Source organism: Pedobacter terrae, assembly GCF_036946585.1.
In the GTDB taxonomy this organism is placed as follows: Bacteria; Bacteroidota; Bacteroidia; order Sphingobacteriales; family Sphingobacteriaceae; genus Pedobacter; species Pedobacter terrae_C.
The window spans coordinates 1-15,556 of record NZ_JAQIIV010000004.1 but is presented as its reverse complement, the minus strand read 5'-3'; the positions used below and the strand labels follow the sequence as shown (position 1 = coordinate 15,556).

Genomic DNA, 15,556 nt, shown 5'->3' with positions numbered 1-15,556 from the left:
GCATGGCGCTATGAACGCCGATCGCTATACGCAAAGCGCAAGACCTTGCAAAGATATATTTTTCATCCATTTTATTGAGTTTTAGTCTGCAATGAAGCCATTAAGTATTCAATATGATTACTTGAAGGTTTTGAAAAAGCATAATGGTTTTATGTTTTTTTCGTTTTGTTATTGTAATTTGGCTAGCTAAAGCATGAATCCTTATCAAAAGAAACGCCGCTGGAAGTTTTTCCTCCTCATTTTTGCCATTTTAATTGGCATTGCTTCCGTATTTTACACCGATTCTTTTGTAAAAAAAATGGAACGCGAAGAGGCAAACCAATTTCACCTTTGGGTAAAAATCCAGGAACGGGCCATGTTCCTTTATGATAACGATGATTACCGCGACGTAGTAGAAACCGTAAGAAAAAACACGAAAACCCCGGTAATCCTGATCGATTCATCAGGAACAATTACTTCTTTTTTTGGCTTAGACAGTACTAAAACCAATTATCCTGTTGCAGATACTAAACTTACTTATGATAGTTTATATTTTGTACGACAGTTAAGACAAATGAAAGCACAGCATCAGCCTGACGAAATGAATTTTTTAGGCAAAAAATTCAAGGCGTACTATCGCGATTCTTTTATTTTAACGCAATTGAGGTATTTCCCTTACATCCAAATGGGGGTTATTTTTCTTTTCCTGTTAACAGCCTATGCAGCATTTAGCTCGGCCAGAAGAGATGAACAAGACCATGTTTGGGTAGGTTTAGCTAAAGAAACAGCACACCAATTAGGTACTCCGATATCATCGCTGATGGCCTGGACAGAACTGATGAAGTCTAAATTTGATGCTGAAGATGATCCGCTGATTGCCGAAATGGAAAACGACATTAAGCGATTGGAAATTATTACCGACCGTTTCTCTAAAATTGGCTCAAAACCTATTTTGGAAGATCATACGGTTTATATTGTAATCAGCGACTTTATCCGTTATTTTAAAGTGCGTACATCTGATAAGGTTAAATTTAGCATTACCGGCGATGAACAGGTAAGAGCGATGCTAAACGTTCCATTATTTGATTGGGTGATTGAAAATCTACTAAAAAATGCGGCAAATGCCATTGAAAACGAGGGCTCGATCTCCATCAACATTGTAGAAAATTTAGCAAAAGAGCAAGTGTTTATTGATGTAAGCGATACCGGAAAGGGTATACCAAGGTCTAAGTTCGATGCCGTGTTTCAACCTGGATATACCACGCGTAAACGTGGCTGGGGCTTGGGTTTATCGCTTACCAAACGGATTGTAGAAAATTATCATAGCGGCGAAATCTTTGTAAAGGAATCTGAACTGGGCAAAGGCACCACTTTTAGAATAATATTAAAAAGCAGTTTAAGATATGAACCGACCACAGCCTAATGAATACCCAGCTTGGGGTGAAACCTACATCAGTAAAGTTAACGGAGATGTTTTCGAGATTTTAAACGATCAAACCCAAAGTCTCCCTGCTTTGTTTAGGGCAAATGCCGATAAAGCTGATTACGCATACGCGGAAGGGAAATGGACACTGAAAGAAATGTTAGGCCATATTATTGATGCTGAACGTGTGTTTGCTTACCGCATTACCTGCTTTGCCCGAAATGATCAGCAACCCTTACCAGGTTTCGAGGAAAACGACTATGTATTAAATGCCCGTTTTGCCCAACGTGACCTGGAAGATCTGATCGAAGAATTTATCGCATTACGTAAAGCAAACTTATATCTTTTTAAATCTTTGAATGAAGAAGAATTGAATAGAAACGGTATTGCCTCGGGCAGGGAAATTAATGTGAAATCTATTTTATTTATTGCTGCTGGACATATTATTCACCATATTTCTATATTAAAAGAACGTTACCATGTGGTTTAAAAACTTTACGGTGGATGAACTGAACAGCCGCCCTAAAAATCATTTAGGCGGGCTGCTCGATATCCGCTTTACCGAAATTGGTGAAGACTTTATTACCGGGACCATGCCTGTTGATGAACGAACGCACCAACCTGCAGGCATTTTACATGGTGGGGCCTCGGTGGTTTTAGCAGAAACGCTGGGCAGTATTGCCTCTTATATGTGCATTAACCCAGACAAATACGTTGCTGTTGGCTTAGAGGTAAACGCCAACCATTTGCGGCCAGTAAAAAGTGGCCTGGTTAAAGGCATCTGCAAACCCCTACATATCGGCGCCAAAACCCACGTTTGGGAAATAAAAATTTACGATGAGCGTGGCAAGATGAACTGCATTAGCCGCTTAACTGTAGCAATTATTAATAAACCGCAATAAGAAGGCGGCTAAATTTTGCCAAGTGCTCTTGTGTTATTGGCTATTTATTTTCTAATTAAACGCCTTATCACCAGGCGGGCTATATTTTCAGTAAGTAAGGTTGGCGAATTGCAATCACAGTTGGTGAGCCCAATTACGTAAATGTCTTCGCCAGGCACATAAATGCCCATGCTTTTAAACCCGAATATACTGCCACCGTGTGCGGTTACCGGTAAACCTTCCAACTCCTTGAGGTGCCAGCCATAACCATAATTAAATAATGTACCGTTGTTTAATTTGTATTTCGAAAATGCTTTGTTGGTTTCCGAGGTATTTAATAATTTATTTTGCCTCAGTGCATGTTGCCATTTCAACAAATCAGCAATAGTTGACATTAAAGAACCCGAAGCAAAGGGTATGCTAAAATTAATTGCCGTTTTGTTTACATAAGCATTTTCTTTCTTCTGGTATCCATAAGCACGATTTTTGATGATCTGCCTATCATTAGCGTAATAAGAATGACTCATATCAAGCTGATCAAAAATATTATGTTGAATAAAATCTGCATACCGCTCCCCAGATATGAGTTCGATCAGGTAACCTAGCAAGACATAACCCGAGTTGTTATATTCAAAATGTTCCCCTGGAGCAAAGTCAACCGGCTCATCTTTAAAAAAATCGACCATCATTTTAGGCGTCATCTCCTTCTGGGCAATACCGGCAAGTGACTTCATTTTGGTGAAATCTTTAATTCCCGAAGTATGGGTAAGCAAGTGGTGTATGGTAATTTTATTACCAGCTGGGTAATCAGGAATGTACTTTGAAATGGAGTCGCTTACTTTTAATTTACCTTTTTGCTCCAAAAGCAGCACCGATACAGCAGTAAACTGTTTGGTCATAGAGCCCAGCTGGAAAACATTTTCAGGAGTTAGATCTACCCCGAGCTCTATATTGGCTTTGCCAAAAGCTTTTTGGTAAATCACTTTCCCTTTTTGGGCAACCATAAACACCCCCCCAGGGCCTTGCTGATCGGTTATTACCATTTTGATCAAATGATCAATCTGACCGTTTAGTTTTTGGGCATTTACGAATGCCGGCAAGAATATGAAGGAGCTTAGTACAGATAAAAAGCCGAACAGTCCCCTGGTCTTTTTTCGTTTCATGCTTAAAAATCGGTCAGAACTTATCTTTCTCAATCGCTTTCTTCTCTACCACGAAGGAAATAATCAAACCTAAGCCGCCAAAAACGCCCAGGCAGCCAAAATAAACTGCCACAGCTTGAGAGGTCTCCGTTTCTGTCATTTCGCCGCCAAACATATTCCTGACTACCGTAAGAGCCACAAGCAAGCCAATGCCTAAACCTACAAGCAACAAACCAAACTTTAAACTTAAATAAGGTTTGGGAGCCGATTTACCTACCCCTGGATTGATCCCTCGCTCAATCATGGCCATTTTTTCTTTATTTGATAAATAACGGATTCCAAATACCATGGCAAATCCGCCTAAAAAAAGTGAGATGGGAACTAATATACCGCTCATAATGATAATTTTTTAATGTGTTAATACGCTATTACTTAAATTGAACTGTGTTCTGTGTATTATGACTACATGCTTTTTAATCAGGTTACACGATAGGTATAAAAATATTCAACCAGCAAATCTTTATAAAAAAACAAGACCTAAACAAGCAAGCTAAAAAACATTTCTATTTTTGTCATAAACCTTCCTATTTTGATTGAACAACTCAGAGATACCCTACTTTTTAGTGGCTTAAGTGATGATTCGTGGCTTGAGCTCAGCCATTACATGGCTTGCGTTCAATATCCAAAAGGAACCACAATCATTCATGCAGATAAAGTGGAACCCTATTTTTATATTCTTCAAAGTGGCATTGCCCGGGCTTACAGCGATGGTGAAAACCAGCAGATTACCTTTTGGTTTGGCGAAAGTGGTGCGGTTCTTTTTTCGTTCAATAGTTATATCAATAACAGCCCTGGTTATGAGAATATCGAACTGTTAACGAACAGTACACTGATCAGGATTAAACTGACCAATCTGTTTCTGCTTTACAAGCAAAATATCGAAATAGCCAATTGGGGCCGGAAAATTGCCGAACTGGAACTTATTGCTACTGAAAGGAGATTGATTGATCGGGCGTTCAAAGGAGCGGCTGCACGTTATCATGAATTTGCAGCACAATCTCCAGAACTGATTAAACGTGTAGCCTTAAAACATATTGCTTCCTATCTGGGTGTAACGCAGGTTACGTTGAGCAGAATAAGGGCAGCACATCAGTAAAATGATTTTTTAACATTTGTAAAATGTTGCCTGTTAAACGTGCTGTACATTTGCAGAAACACATTGATCATGAACTGGATAATTCTCATTATTGCCGGCCTTTTTGAGGTTGGCTTTACGACCTGCCTTAAATTATCGAACAATTTTTCAAATATAAAATGGAGTGCAGCTTTTTTTGTCTGTATTATTTTAAGTTTTTTATTGCTCAACAAAGCCAGCCAAACTTTACCCATGGGAACAGCCTATGCGGTTTGGACAGGCATAGGTGCCGTAGGAACGGTGATTATCGGAATCACCTATTTTAATGAGCCGGCAACTTTCTGGCGGATATTTTTTATCTGCACACTTATTGGATCAATTGCCGGATTAAAGTTTTTCGCCTCGCATTAGCAACCGCCAACTTCCGAAGTTCACCAAGGGGCGCGTCGGCAGAACTTCGGAAGTTTTGCCACGGCCCCACCAATCTATTTAAAACACCTGTGTTTTCTTTCTTTTGACGCCCAATGCCTCTGCAACCAACAAAATTGGCTCCCGTGTTGCGCTTGTAAGCTTGGGGCATCGCTGTACCCAAGCAAAATTGCCAAAGACAGTATTCATTTTAAGGGTTTGCAGTGTGCACAAACGCTGTTCATAAACCTGATGGCAGCGGCAGCCCCAAAGAATGAGGGCTACAGCGAACAGCAGGGCTGCACACCCCGATGAAATATGGTCCTTTCGTTTCCAAAAAACCTGATCATTCCTTTATGCACTTCGCGAATGACAAAAAATCTATTTTATCATGTTTCCTGTGTAACCTACTTATCTATGATGTAGTCTTAAGCTAAACATGGAGCAAAACATTACAGATTTAGCGCTGATCCAAAAAATATTGAACGGTGAAACCGATCAGTATGCTTTATTGGTGAAACGCCATCAGCGATTTGTATTTACACTTGCTTTAAGGTTTTCGAAAAACAGGGAAGATGCCGAAGAAATTGCACAGGATTGCTTTGTAAAAGCATACAAAGCTTTAGGAACGTTTAAGCAAACAGCTAAGTTTAGCACCTGGCTATATACAATTACTTACACTACGGCCATGACGTTTTTAAGGAGAAAACGTTTAGACACCTCTTCTATAGATGATGAAAGTACCGTTCTACAACTCGAAAATCAGACCTCCGATTTTAATGCGGATGGATACGAGAAGCAAGACAGCCATGCTTTTCTAAACCTGGCTATTACACAGCTTTTACCAGATGATGCTGCCATTATCACGCTGTTTTATAAGGGCGAACAGAGTTTGGAAGAGATTGGCGAAACATTGCACATGGAGCCGAACACTATTAAAGTTAAATTGCATAGGGCCAGGCAACGACTTAGAGAAAAATTACAATATTTGTTAAAAGATGAAGTAAAGGAGTTACTATGAATACGATAGAACAACAGCTTTGGGATTATATTGATGGAAATCTTAATGAGTCTTCGAAAAAAGCCATTGAAGAAAAAATTGAGTCCACTGCCGAAATTAAAGCGCAGTACGAGGAGCTATTAAAACTTAATTCGGTTTTTAATGCACTCGAACTAGATGAACCTTCCATGTCTTTTACCAGAAATGTTATGGAAAGTATCGCTTTAGCGCCTGCACCGGTTGCGATGAAAACCAAAGTGGATAAAAAGATTATCTACAGTATTGGTGGTTTTTTCATCCTCTCACTGCTATCGTTGTTTGGTTATGTACTTTATAACTCAAACTTGACTATGCCTAAATTGGAACTTAATACCAACCTGAACTTTAAATTAGATCAATATATCACGCCTACTGTTCTATATAGTTTCTTATTTTTTGACCTGGTGATTGGACTGGTATTTCTTGATCAGTTTTTAAGGAAGAGGATATATAAATAGCATCAATTCGCCGCTATATCGTTATTTAGATTTATCAACCAAGTTTTTTCAAAATTTCCAATCCCATCGGCCACTCTCCAAATCCCGAGGCTGCATTAATATGCCCGGCATTACCGATATTAATGAATTCACTTTCCCAATTTTCGGCAAAAAACCTGGCCCTTTCCAATGTTACCCATTCATCATTTGAACTGGCCACAACGATAGTTTTAAAATTAATTTTATCTAAAGGTACATGCTCAAAGCCAACCGTATCGAAAGTATAACGCGGAGCCTCCAAATCGCTGGGGGCAACTAACAATGCACCTTTTATCTTCTTTTGGTATTCTTTTGCCCAATTTGCAATAGCGGTACAGCCTAAACTATGGCCAATTAGAATTACATCTGCCAAATCATAACCATTAAGGCTCTGGTCAATCGTTTCAATCCAATCCTTACTGGTTGGCTGATCCCATTCCAGTTGATTGATACGGATAAAATGATCTCCAGATTTTTCAAAATGTGTTTGCCAATGATCGGGGCCTGAATTACCCAAACCAGGAATAATAAAGTAATAACTCATAAGTGGCAATATGAATCCAATTAGAAAATAAAAAAGGCCGCCATCGCAAGAAAGCAGCCTCATGTGTGAATATGATAAATAACTTAAATTACTTTCACATTAACGGCATTTAAGCCTTTTTTACCGTTAGCAACTTCGTATTGTACTTTGTCGTTTTCACGGATTTCGTCGATAAGACCTGTTGAATGAACAAAAATTTCGCTATCGCCATTCGCAGGGATGATAAAGCCAAAACCTTTAGTTACATTGAAGAATTTTACTGTGCCTTCTTGCATTGTATTAAATATTAAAATTAAGTATGCAAGGTAAGTTTTAATTTTCAAAATCAAAATAAAAAGTTAACATTTTTTAACATTAAATTTTTGTAAACAACAGATTATTAGGGCTTTTTATTTTGCTTTCCCAATCATTGTCAACGTAATTTCACTATTATGTGGTATCTCCAATGTTGTTCCCGGGGCCACATCAAAAAGGTTTCTAACATAGATATCGGCTATTCCCTGAGCTACCTTTTTTTTGGCTTCAGCGTTTTCAGGAAGTACATTATAAACCGTTTTCACATGTATGCCTCCCTGAAAATCAACAATAGCTGAAACCTGGTAAGCAAAATCCTTATAAGCCCGATCTATCCGGATAATATACTGTGGAAACATGTAATCGTAAGCCTCGGTCCTATTATTCGTCCGGTCTACCGTACTGATTTTTTCGACTCTAACGATTTTACTTTTAGGAATAAACTGAACCGGGCTTGTAGCAGCAAAAGCGCTATCGCTATTGGCGTTAACTTGAGCAGAACGTTTCTCGATAAAAGCAGTGTCGGCTTTGGTTGGTTTTTGCAATTCTTCAGCTTTCGCTTTTAGCTTGTTTTTTATATAATCCTGTGCGTAAAAAGTCATGTTTACATCCGAACGGACATCCGAGGCAATCACCTTTCCATCAACCTGAATTCTTTGAAAAACCAAACTGTCTTTACTGATGTGTTTCACTTTAAAAAACTCTGCTGCGAAATTATATACATTGGCATGGTCGTATTGCAGGTAAAAATTCTGCATCCTGTTTTTCTGCGGGCTCCATGCCGCCATAGTGTCTTCTTTTACCACTTCGATAATCCATGATGGCTTCTGCATAAAACCTTCCCGATTAAAAGAATATCCATCTTTAAACCGCCGCTTCACTTCCACATAACGGATGCCCTTTACAGGTTCAAAGGTAAAATCCCTTAACGTTGGATTGCTGGTTTTCGCACCATAATTACAGGCAGAAAGCATCAATACTAAAAAGAGAAGGTATATGGTATTTTTGATCATTTCAATAAAATATGGGGCTAAAATAAGTTTTTTTAACCACAGGCAAATATCGTTCTTATGGACTTGTCTTTATTTATTAACTTGTTTTTTTAACTAATATAACATTGGCAACCTTACGTTGTCCTTCGTGGTCCCATTTTTTATTATCACTTGGATAGTTGATCACGCCATGATCGGGCATTCCACTTACCCACAATGTGGTAGAACCCCCGCCATCAAAATTTATGGCACTGACACAACCTAACCAGCGCATCAATTTTGTTAATTCGAACAAGCTCATTCCGGCAGCATTTTCATTTCTTCCATCAACGGTCAGTAAAATCACCCTACCATTTGGCTTTATACCAAGGCAGGTACGTGGATGTCGCAAACGGTTAAAACTGGTCGTATCTAAGATTTCGTCAATGTGATTTATAGTCAATAAAGGTCCGTTTAACAGTACATTCTGAGCGGTGAGTTTCGTTTCCCAATCCGTTGCACCATCCCATTTTTTGATCGAAATCTTTCCGTTTTCAATTACAACTGCTGCCTCCTGATGCCGGGCCCTGTTCCCGTTTTTATCCAGGCGGTTTGTATTGATGGTTTTTCCGTTAACCCGAACAAAATCTACTGCACCTCCGTTTTTTACATCAAAAAAATTACCATTTATTGCTGCAATTGCCGTATCCCGTAATCCAAAATTACTGGTGGTAAGCAATTCTTTTTCTTCTGCTCCGATAGCAAAAAGTACCTTACGACCAGTATTTTTTATTTCTAAAAACGAAATATTTTGGTTTGCCGAAAAAAGATTTTTCTGATCAAAATGATGCCTTAATAAAATCACCTGCCGGGCAATGCGTTTTTTATGCCATTTAGCTTTTACCAGGGTGATGGAATCGGGATTTTGGCCAAAGGCTGAGAAACCGGAGACAAATAATGCAAGTACAAAGAATATTTTTTTAAGCATAATCTTGTTTTGGTATAAAATTAAAAACTCATAGGTGGTTTATGTTAAAGCATCAAGAATTATACAAAGAGCGATTTAATAGCGCCGTCATTTCGAAAGGAGTGAAACGGGGTCGAGAACCCGAAGGCTCAGGGAAGCTAAATCTATCAGGATAGATCTCTACCCGTCTGTATGGGCAGGCCTGTCTGCACAGGCGGGCATTCCACTGCGTTTCAGTCGAGAGGACGAATCGCGAGGTTGTAAATAAAAAGCGGAGCAATCAATTTAATGATTTACTCCGCCTTTTTGAATTTCGAATGAGTGAATGCACAATTGCTGTTGATCATTCTTTCATTTTTATTCTTTTATAATTTAATCACTATTTACTTTTTCGGATCTAAAATATCTTTAATTCTGATATTTAAATCTTCGTAATGTGCTTTAGTAATAGCGTCACCAGCAGCTGCCCTGGCTTTTGTTGTCGCCAACAGGGTTTTTAACTCTGCCCTAACCAATGGCCTGATATCAGATAAACCAACATTGATTGGGGTTAAACCATAACTTGCAGCATAATCTACCGGGAAACCAACCGGAAGTTCATTTTCTTTAGTCATTAAATCCTGTAAACGATCTACATAGGCACGTTGTAAATTACGCTTAAAGGCATCTGCCCTTCCTGCAACAAAAACTGAAGAACGTAAGTCGGTAAATAATTCAGGTAAGGTATATGCTTTTGCTGTGCCATTTTTAGTCTCATTATCCAACAAACGCGCAATACGGGATGCTGATAGCAAATTACCTAAAGTATTTGTTTGAACACCTTTAATACGGTTTAGCAATACACCATTATCAAATTTACTTAATTGATCATTGCTGATTAACCAAAGTGGTGAGCTGAATAATTGCTGATTGAAAAAAGTAACGGCTTCTCTTTGTTTTGCCTTAGGCAAATAAGCATAAACGGGTCCTTTTTGATCGTAAGTTTTAAAGTTCTCGCTTAAGCCACCAACATTGGTTGCCACATGACCCATGTAACGGTTAAACTGGCCAACAATTTCTGTATAAATTTCCTTTAAATCGCTGTAATCTTTTCCTTTCTGATAGGTCCATTTCTCTACGTTTGGAAGGATGCGTTTTAAATTGGCAATACCGTAAGTACTGGCTTTCATGGCATTGTCGCCCAAATCTTCGCTTTGCAAACGCGGATCTAATGAGGTTCCCTGACGGCCGTAGAAATATAACGGATTGCCGGCATTTTTTAATGTCCATTGGTCTAAAATCTCCTTTTCCTGCTCTGCAGTTTTATTTCCTGGGATCCATGAATAGCCCCATTTCACTGCCCATTTATCGTATTCTCCAATTTGCGGGTGAAGTTTGGTTACGCCATCACCCGGTTGAGCGATATAGTTAAAACGTGCGTAATCCATAATTGAGGGGGCCGTACCATGTTTATCTGTAAACTTTTTTGAACGTAAGGAATCAACCGGGTAAGCATAACTTGAGCCAAAGTTATGTGGCAAACCTAAGGTATGGCCAATTTCGTGTGATGATACAAAACGGATCAGCTCGCCCATCTGTGCATCGGTAAATTGTGCTTTACGCACATCAGGATTAATGGCTGCTGTCTGTACGAAATACCAGTTACGCAACAGATTCATTACGTTATGGTACCAACCAATATGCGTTTCTAAAATTTGTCCGGTTCGGGGATCACTAATGTGCGGGCCGTAAGCATTTGCAATATCTGATGCAAAATAGCGGACTACTGAATATCTAGAGTCTTCTACACTAAACTGAGGGTCTTGTTGTGGTGTTGGTGCTTCTTTACCAATAATGGCGTTTTTGAAACCGGCAGCTTCGAATGCTACTTGCCAATCGTTAATTCCCTGAATTAAAAACGGTACCCATTTTTTAGGCGTTGCAGGATCGATATAAATGACAATAGGTTTTACCGGTTCAACCAATTCGCCACGTTTATAAGCATTTGTATCTTTTGGAACCAAATTCCAGCGGTGAATGTAGGCTGTACGCTCTGCTTTTTGCGCGTTGCTTCCATAATCGATTTGAGATTGACCAAAAAAACCAACCCTACTGTCCATTATCCTGGCTTTTACAGGTGTTTTTGGCAATAATAACATTGACGTATTAAACTCGAAAGTAACGGCTCCATTACTGCTATCAGTTGGAGATTCTGCTGCACGATAAGTTTTAGCTGTTTTTACTTCCACATTGATCGGAAAGGTTTTTATCGTATCAATGTAAGACCTTGAACCATCGTATGCCATTACCTTATATGCTTTACGGATTTGATCGGTAGCGCCAATGGCCATAATATCACCGTTATAAAAGTCAGTAACATCGATCACAACACCTGTAGTATCTTTATTATAAGCTTTAATTTCAAAACTGGCCAAAATCTGCGCAAGATTTGAATTTTGCACTGATTCGTACATATCACTGTTCTGATCGGCTTTGGTTGAATAGCTTGGCACGCGAATGTAAACCTGTTTACCTCTACGCTCCCATTTCCATACCTGCTCGTTTAATTCTTCACCACCATATTGCTGATTACCTACTTTTACACCTGCAGGTGCTTTTGCCAAACGGGTAACCACAAGCATTTCACGATTGATCACCGAATCTGGTATCTCAAAATACCATTTATCGTCTACTTTATGTGTTTTAAATAAACCATTTGTTGTTCTCGCCTTTGCAGTAATGACTTCGGCAAATGGTTTAATGCCTTCTTTTTTTTGTGCTGCCGCCGGAGCTGCAGTTGGCGTTGTTGGAGTACTTCCTTTGCTTGTTTTAGATTTTTTCTGGGCATATACCGAACTTGTTCCGGCTACACCAAGTGCTACGATACCTGCAAGTGCAAATACCTTAAGGTTTTTATTCATGTGTATATAAAGTTAGTTTGCTTGGCAATAAGAGGTTAAAGTTAAAGCCTTGTTACATGACAAATGGTTTGTAACTGGAAAATTACGCTCTTTAGACCCTTTTTTCGAGTTTAACAACTTTAAAATAGACCTGATTATCTCTAAAGATTTCGAGAATAATAGTCCTGTCTACTTTCGATTTAAATATTTCGGTAAGGTCGTTTAACGAATAGGCATTAATGCCTTTAAAGTTTACCCCGATAATTTCATCGTTAGGCTGTAAACCAGCCCTTTCTGCCGGACTATTCTCCTCTATTTCTCCAATCAATACCCTTTTATATGTTTTCTGATCAAGATATAACACCATACCCACCATATCATGTTCGAAAGGGGTTTTCCTGAATCCATTAGGTTTAACATAAATAAATCCATTCTGATAGTTCAACTGAATGTTAAATTTCCGGAGTAAATCGGCGCCTAAATTGCCATTTCTTTTTGATAGATCAATTTTACCTGCAATGTTCTTAAAATCAGGGAATCCTGCAACAACGTCCTTAAAAACATAACTCCCAATATTAAACCTTGCTACACGACCAACATATCCCTTAATCTGCCCACTTAAACTTATTCCTAAATTAGCCTTGATTTTTTTTTCAGGCAAAGGGAATTCTGCTGCATTTAGCATTTCTAGTGATAAGGCATGGCTGGCCCCGGTATCCATTAAAAACCTGGCTTCAACTGTTTTTCCATTGGGCGCATCAATTTCGGCTAAGATGTAAGGCTTCTGGTTTTCAATTTCGATAGGTATCTTTTTTCCGCGGTATTTAATCCTGGCACCTCTATCATAAATAATCAGCCTGTTTTCACTGTACCTGATATCAACAATAAAGCTGTTAAAAAAGCTGAAACCTAACAGGCCGTATATTTTCAGGCCTAAATGTCCTGACAGGTTAAACAAGTCTTCTTTTAAGATAGCAGTTGGTATATACTTAATGCTGGCACTGCCTACTTTAACATCAAGACTTTGAGAAACATAAGCATCCACGCTTTCAATTCCCATACCAGAAACTTTAATCTTACGGAGCTTACCAAAATTTAAAGAATCTATAATAGATGGGTCCGTAATAATCATAGGGCCAACACCGGTATCAAGCACAAAATCATATGGGCCTCTTCCATTTACATATACCGGAATAACCATCAGATTTTTAATACACTTAAAAGGAATTGACTGTTTTTGGCGGTTTCTTTTAAAGAGGAATTCTTGTGCAAACCCAGGAAAAGTGAGCAATACGAGCCCCAGGTAAATGCTTAGTTTACGTAAACAGATTATTACACCGGGTTTATATTTGGCCAACATTAAACTAAATTCAATAAATTAGTTAATCTTTATGTTTCCTAAATTTAGCATATGTTCCCTTTAAAAAATCATAATTTTATTTTTTTCACATTTGTTCTGTCCCTTAGCTTGTTAGCAGGCTGTTCCACGAATAAAATCGTTTCAAAAAAAGTAGCCAGAGCATTTAAAAATTCCGAGGTGATTAAACAATACCAGGTTGGCTTTGCGCTTTATAACCCAATAGATAAAAAAATGATTTTTCAGAAAGATGCAGATCAATATTTTACCCCGGCATCTAACACTAAATTGTATACGTTTTTTGCGAGCCTAAAAATGCTGCCCGATTTAATGCCTGCTTTGAAATATACCGAGCGGAATGATTCATTGATTTTTTGGGGAACGGGAGATCCTGCTTTTTTGCAGTTTGCAGTAAAAGACAAATCGGCATACAATTTTCTCCTGGCCTCAAATAAAAAACTATTCTTTTCTCCTGGTCGATATTCCGGCAATTTCTTTGGCGATGGCTGGGCCTGGGATGATTACGATTATTATTACCAGCCAGAAATTACCGAAATGCCCATTATGGATAACATGGTTACCTCTACCTATGCCTCACCCAATAAAATTAATATTGAGCCAAAGGTTTTTGCCCCCTGTTTTGAAATAGATTCGACCCAGAAAACAGGCAATTTCCAGATAAAAAGAGATTTTTTAACTAACCGCTTTCATTATCCGGCAGTTGATGTAAAGCCAGGTTATAATCAGCAAAACCCATATAAAACCAGCGCACAGGTTACTGTTGAGATACTGGCAGATACTTTACACAAACCCGTTGGCATTGTAAAGCTAAAAATACCGAAGGATGCTAAAACCTTACCTGGCGCAAAGCGCGATTCGGTTCTAAAGCACATGATGTTACCCAGCGATAATTTTATTGCAGAACATTTGTTATTGGTTTGCGCTAATCAGATTGGCGATACATTAAGCACCACCAGGGCCATTGATTACATTACAAAAAATTACCTTTCTTTTCTGCCTGATAAAGTAAAATGGGTTGATGGATCCGGGCTTTCCCGACAGAATTTATTTACACCACGTGATAATGTCTATCTACTTGATTCTATTTACAGGCTGGTAAACAATCCGGAAAAGCTTTTTGAATTATTTCCTGCAGGAGGCAAAAGCGGTACTTTAAAGAATGCTTATCCCAAAACCAATGAGCCTTTTGTTTTTGGTAAAACGGGTTCGCTCGGGGGTGTTCATAATCAAAGTGGCTACGTACTCACCAAAAAAGGCAAAACATATATTTTTTCTTTCATGAACAACAACTTTGTAAATCCAACCTCAGAAGTACGTGCAGAAATGGTGAGGATCATGACTTACATACACAATCATTTTTAGCATATGCAATATTAAACACTAACCTATGAAAAAAATCTACCTGTTAATCGGCATTTCTACATTGCTTATCATATCATCCTGCAAAAAGAATGATTCCGTAACAGCTCCTCCTGAAAGCACTATTCCTGCTACACCGTACGTGTCAGACAATAGCTTTAAGATTGTCAGTTATTTCCCGAGTTACCGGGATCCTGCCGGTGTTGCAGACTCGAAATTTAAAATGATTACGCACCTGTTTTATGCGTTCCTGAACCCTAACACAGACGGAAGTTTAGTGGAATTAGCACAACCCGGCAGATTTACAACCGTAATCCAGAAAGCAAAGGCAAATGGCGTAAAAACAGGCATTTCAATATCAGGTACAAAAAGTATTTTTGTCACCATGGCTGCATCTGCACCTGCCAGAAATCTGTTTGTAAAAAATGTGCTTACTTTTGCCAAAACAAATAATTTGGACGGCATAGATATGGATTGGGAATATCCCAGCACCAGCGATGGATCGGCAGATAATTATGTACTGCTAATGAAGGAACTTTCAGATTCACTACATAAATACCATAAATTTTTAAGTGCAGCCATAACCCCGGGCGTATATGCCGGCAGTATTCGTGACGGATTAAAATCTGAAGTTTTCCCTGCTGTAGATTTCTTTAATATAATGGTTTATGATGGGATTGG

General features: G+C 38.7%; 17 protein-coding genes. 9 read left to right on the top strand and 8 right to left on the bottom strand.

Annotated features, from left to right (window positions below; genetic code table 11):
- Nucleotides 1–193 precede the first annotated feature (193 nt).
- The 3 genes from PGN18_RS07275 to PGN18_RS07265 are packed head-to-tail and all read left to right on the top strand — an operon-like array spanning nucleotide 194 to nucleotide 2,304.
- A complete protein-coding gene (locus tag PGN18_RS07275) occupies nucleotides 194–1,402 on the top strand; it encodes a sensor histidine kinase (protein WP_335318769.1) in 1,209 nt (402 codons plus the stop codon).
- Nucleotides 1,383–1,892 carry a DinB family protein gene (locus PGN18_RS07270; protein ID WP_335318768.1) on the top strand — a complete coding sequence of 170 codons (510 nt, stop codon included), beginning with the start codon at nucleotides 1,383–1,385 and terminating at the stop codon, nucleotides 1,890–1,892. The genes PGN18_RS07275 and PGN18_RS07270 overlap by 20 nt, the downstream gene beginning before the upstream one ends.
- The gene (locus PGN18_RS07265; RefSeq protein ID WP_335318767.1) at nucleotides 1,882–2,304 is read left to right on the top strand and encodes a hotdog fold thioesterase; all 423 of its coding nucleotides are present in this window, start codon (nucleotides 1,882–1,884) and stop codon (nucleotides 2,302–2,304) included. Before PGN18_RS07270 ends, PGN18_RS07265 begins: the two co-directional genes overlap by 11 nt.
- Before the next feature lie 44 nt (nucleotides 2,305–2,348).
- Here the strand turns inward: PGN18_RS07265 and PGN18_RS07260 are convergent, their stop codons facing one another.
- Together PGN18_RS07260 and PGN18_RS07255 are read right to left on the bottom strand one after the other, a co-directional pair.
- Complete coding sequence (locus tag PGN18_RS07260) at nucleotides 2,349–3,446, bottom strand: serine hydrolase domain-containing protein (RefSeq protein ID WP_335318766.1); 1,098 nt, start codon at nucleotides 3,444–3,446, stop codon at nucleotides 2,349–2,351.
- A gap of 13 nt (nucleotides 3,447–3,459) precedes the next feature.
- A complete protein-coding gene (locus tag PGN18_RS07255) occupies nucleotides 3,460–3,822 on the bottom strand; it encodes a DUF6249 domain-containing protein (RefSeq protein ID WP_335318765.1) in 363 nt (120 codons plus the stop codon).
- A 192-nt stretch (nucleotides 3,823–4,014) separates the two neighbouring features.
- Between PGN18_RS07255 and PGN18_RS07250 the strand changes: the two genes are divergently transcribed.
- The 4 genes from PGN18_RS07250 to PGN18_RS07235 all read left to right on the top strand — a co-directional run bounded on the left by PGN18_RS07250 (nucleotide 4,015) and on the right by PGN18_RS07235 (nucleotide 6,465).
- Complete coding sequence (locus PGN18_RS07250; protein ID WP_335318764.1) at nucleotides 4,015–4,581, top strand: Crp/Fnr family transcriptional regulator; 567 nt, start codon at nucleotides 4,015–4,017, stop codon at nucleotides 4,579–4,581.
- A gap of 69 nt (nucleotides 4,582–4,650) precedes the next feature.
- The gene (locus PGN18_RS07245) at nucleotides 4,651–4,971 is read left to right on the top strand and encodes a DMT family transporter (protein WP_335318763.1); all 321 of its coding nucleotides are present in this window, start codon (nucleotides 4,651–4,653) and stop codon (nucleotides 4,969–4,971) included.
- Between the two features lie 436 nt (nucleotides 4,972–5,407).
- Nucleotides 5,408–5,989 (top strand): RNA polymerase sigma factor, encoded by a 582-nt coding sequence (locus tag PGN18_RS07240; protein ID WP_335318762.1) that lies wholly within the window; start codon nucleotides 5,408–5,410, stop codon nucleotides 5,987–5,989.
- A complete protein-coding gene (locus PGN18_RS07235; RefSeq protein ID WP_335318761.1) occupies nucleotides 5,986–6,465 on the top strand; it encodes a hypothetical protein in 480 nt (159 codons plus the stop codon). The genes PGN18_RS07240 and PGN18_RS07235 overlap by 4 nt, the downstream gene beginning before the upstream one ends.
- A 34-nt stretch (nucleotides 6,466–6,499) precedes the next feature.
- On the opposite strand, the gene PGN18_RS07230 is transcribed toward PGN18_RS07235, so the two are convergent.
- The 6 genes from PGN18_RS07230 to PGN18_RS07205 all read right to left on the bottom strand — a co-directional run bounded on the left by PGN18_RS07230 (nucleotide 6,500) and on the right by PGN18_RS07205 (nucleotide 13,498).
- A complete protein-coding gene (locus PGN18_RS07230) occupies nucleotides 6,500–7,027 on the bottom strand; it encodes an RBBP9/YdeN family alpha/beta hydrolase (protein ID WP_335318760.1) in 528 nt (175 codons plus the stop codon).
- An 83-nt stretch (nucleotides 7,028–7,110) separates the two neighbouring features.
- Nucleotides 7,111–7,302 (bottom strand): cold-shock protein, encoded by a 192-nt coding sequence (locus PGN18_RS07225; RefSeq protein WP_010599196.1) that lies wholly within the window; start codon nucleotides 7,300–7,302, stop codon nucleotides 7,111–7,113.
- A 114-nt stretch (nucleotides 7,303–7,416) separates the two neighbouring features.
- The gene (locus PGN18_RS07220) at nucleotides 7,417–8,334 is read right to left on the bottom strand and encodes a hypothetical protein (protein ID WP_335318756.1); all 918 of its coding nucleotides are present in this window, start codon (nucleotides 8,332–8,334) and stop codon (nucleotides 7,417–7,419) included.
- A gap of 76 nt (nucleotides 8,335–8,410) precedes the next feature.
- Complete coding sequence (locus PGN18_RS07215) at nucleotides 8,411–9,280, bottom strand: phosphodiester glycosidase family protein (RefSeq protein ID WP_335318755.1); 870 nt, start codon at nucleotides 9,278–9,280, stop codon at nucleotides 8,411–8,413.
- A gap of 362 nt (nucleotides 9,281–9,642) precedes the next feature.
- Nucleotides 9,643–12,159: a zinc-dependent metalloprotease gene (locus tag PGN18_RS07210; protein WP_335318754.1), complete on the bottom strand. Its 2,517-nt coding sequence runs from the start codon at nucleotides 12,157–12,159 to the stop codon at nucleotides 9,643–9,645.
- 91 nt (nucleotides 12,160–12,250) lie between these two features.
- Entirely contained in the window at nucleotides 12,251–13,498 is a 1,248-nt protein-coding gene (locus PGN18_RS07205) for an aspartyl protease family protein (RefSeq protein WP_335318752.1), read from the bottom strand.
- Between the two features lie 51 nt (nucleotides 13,499–13,549).
- Between PGN18_RS07205 and PGN18_RS07200 the strand changes: the two genes are divergently transcribed.
- Together PGN18_RS07200 and PGN18_RS07195 are read left to right on the top strand one after the other, a co-directional pair.
- Nucleotides 13,550–14,878, top strand: a complete 1,329-nt coding sequence (locus tag PGN18_RS07200; RefSeq protein ID WP_335318751.1) for a D-alanyl-D-alanine carboxypeptidase/D-alanyl-D-alanine-endopeptidase — start codon at nucleotides 13,550–13,552, stop codon at nucleotides 14,876–14,878.
- A gap of 25 nt (nucleotides 14,879–14,903) precedes the next feature.
- A partial coding sequence (locus tag PGN18_RS07195; protein WP_335318750.1) for a glycoside hydrolase family 18 protein occupies nucleotides 14,904–15,556 on the top strand: 653 nt, incomplete at its 3' end.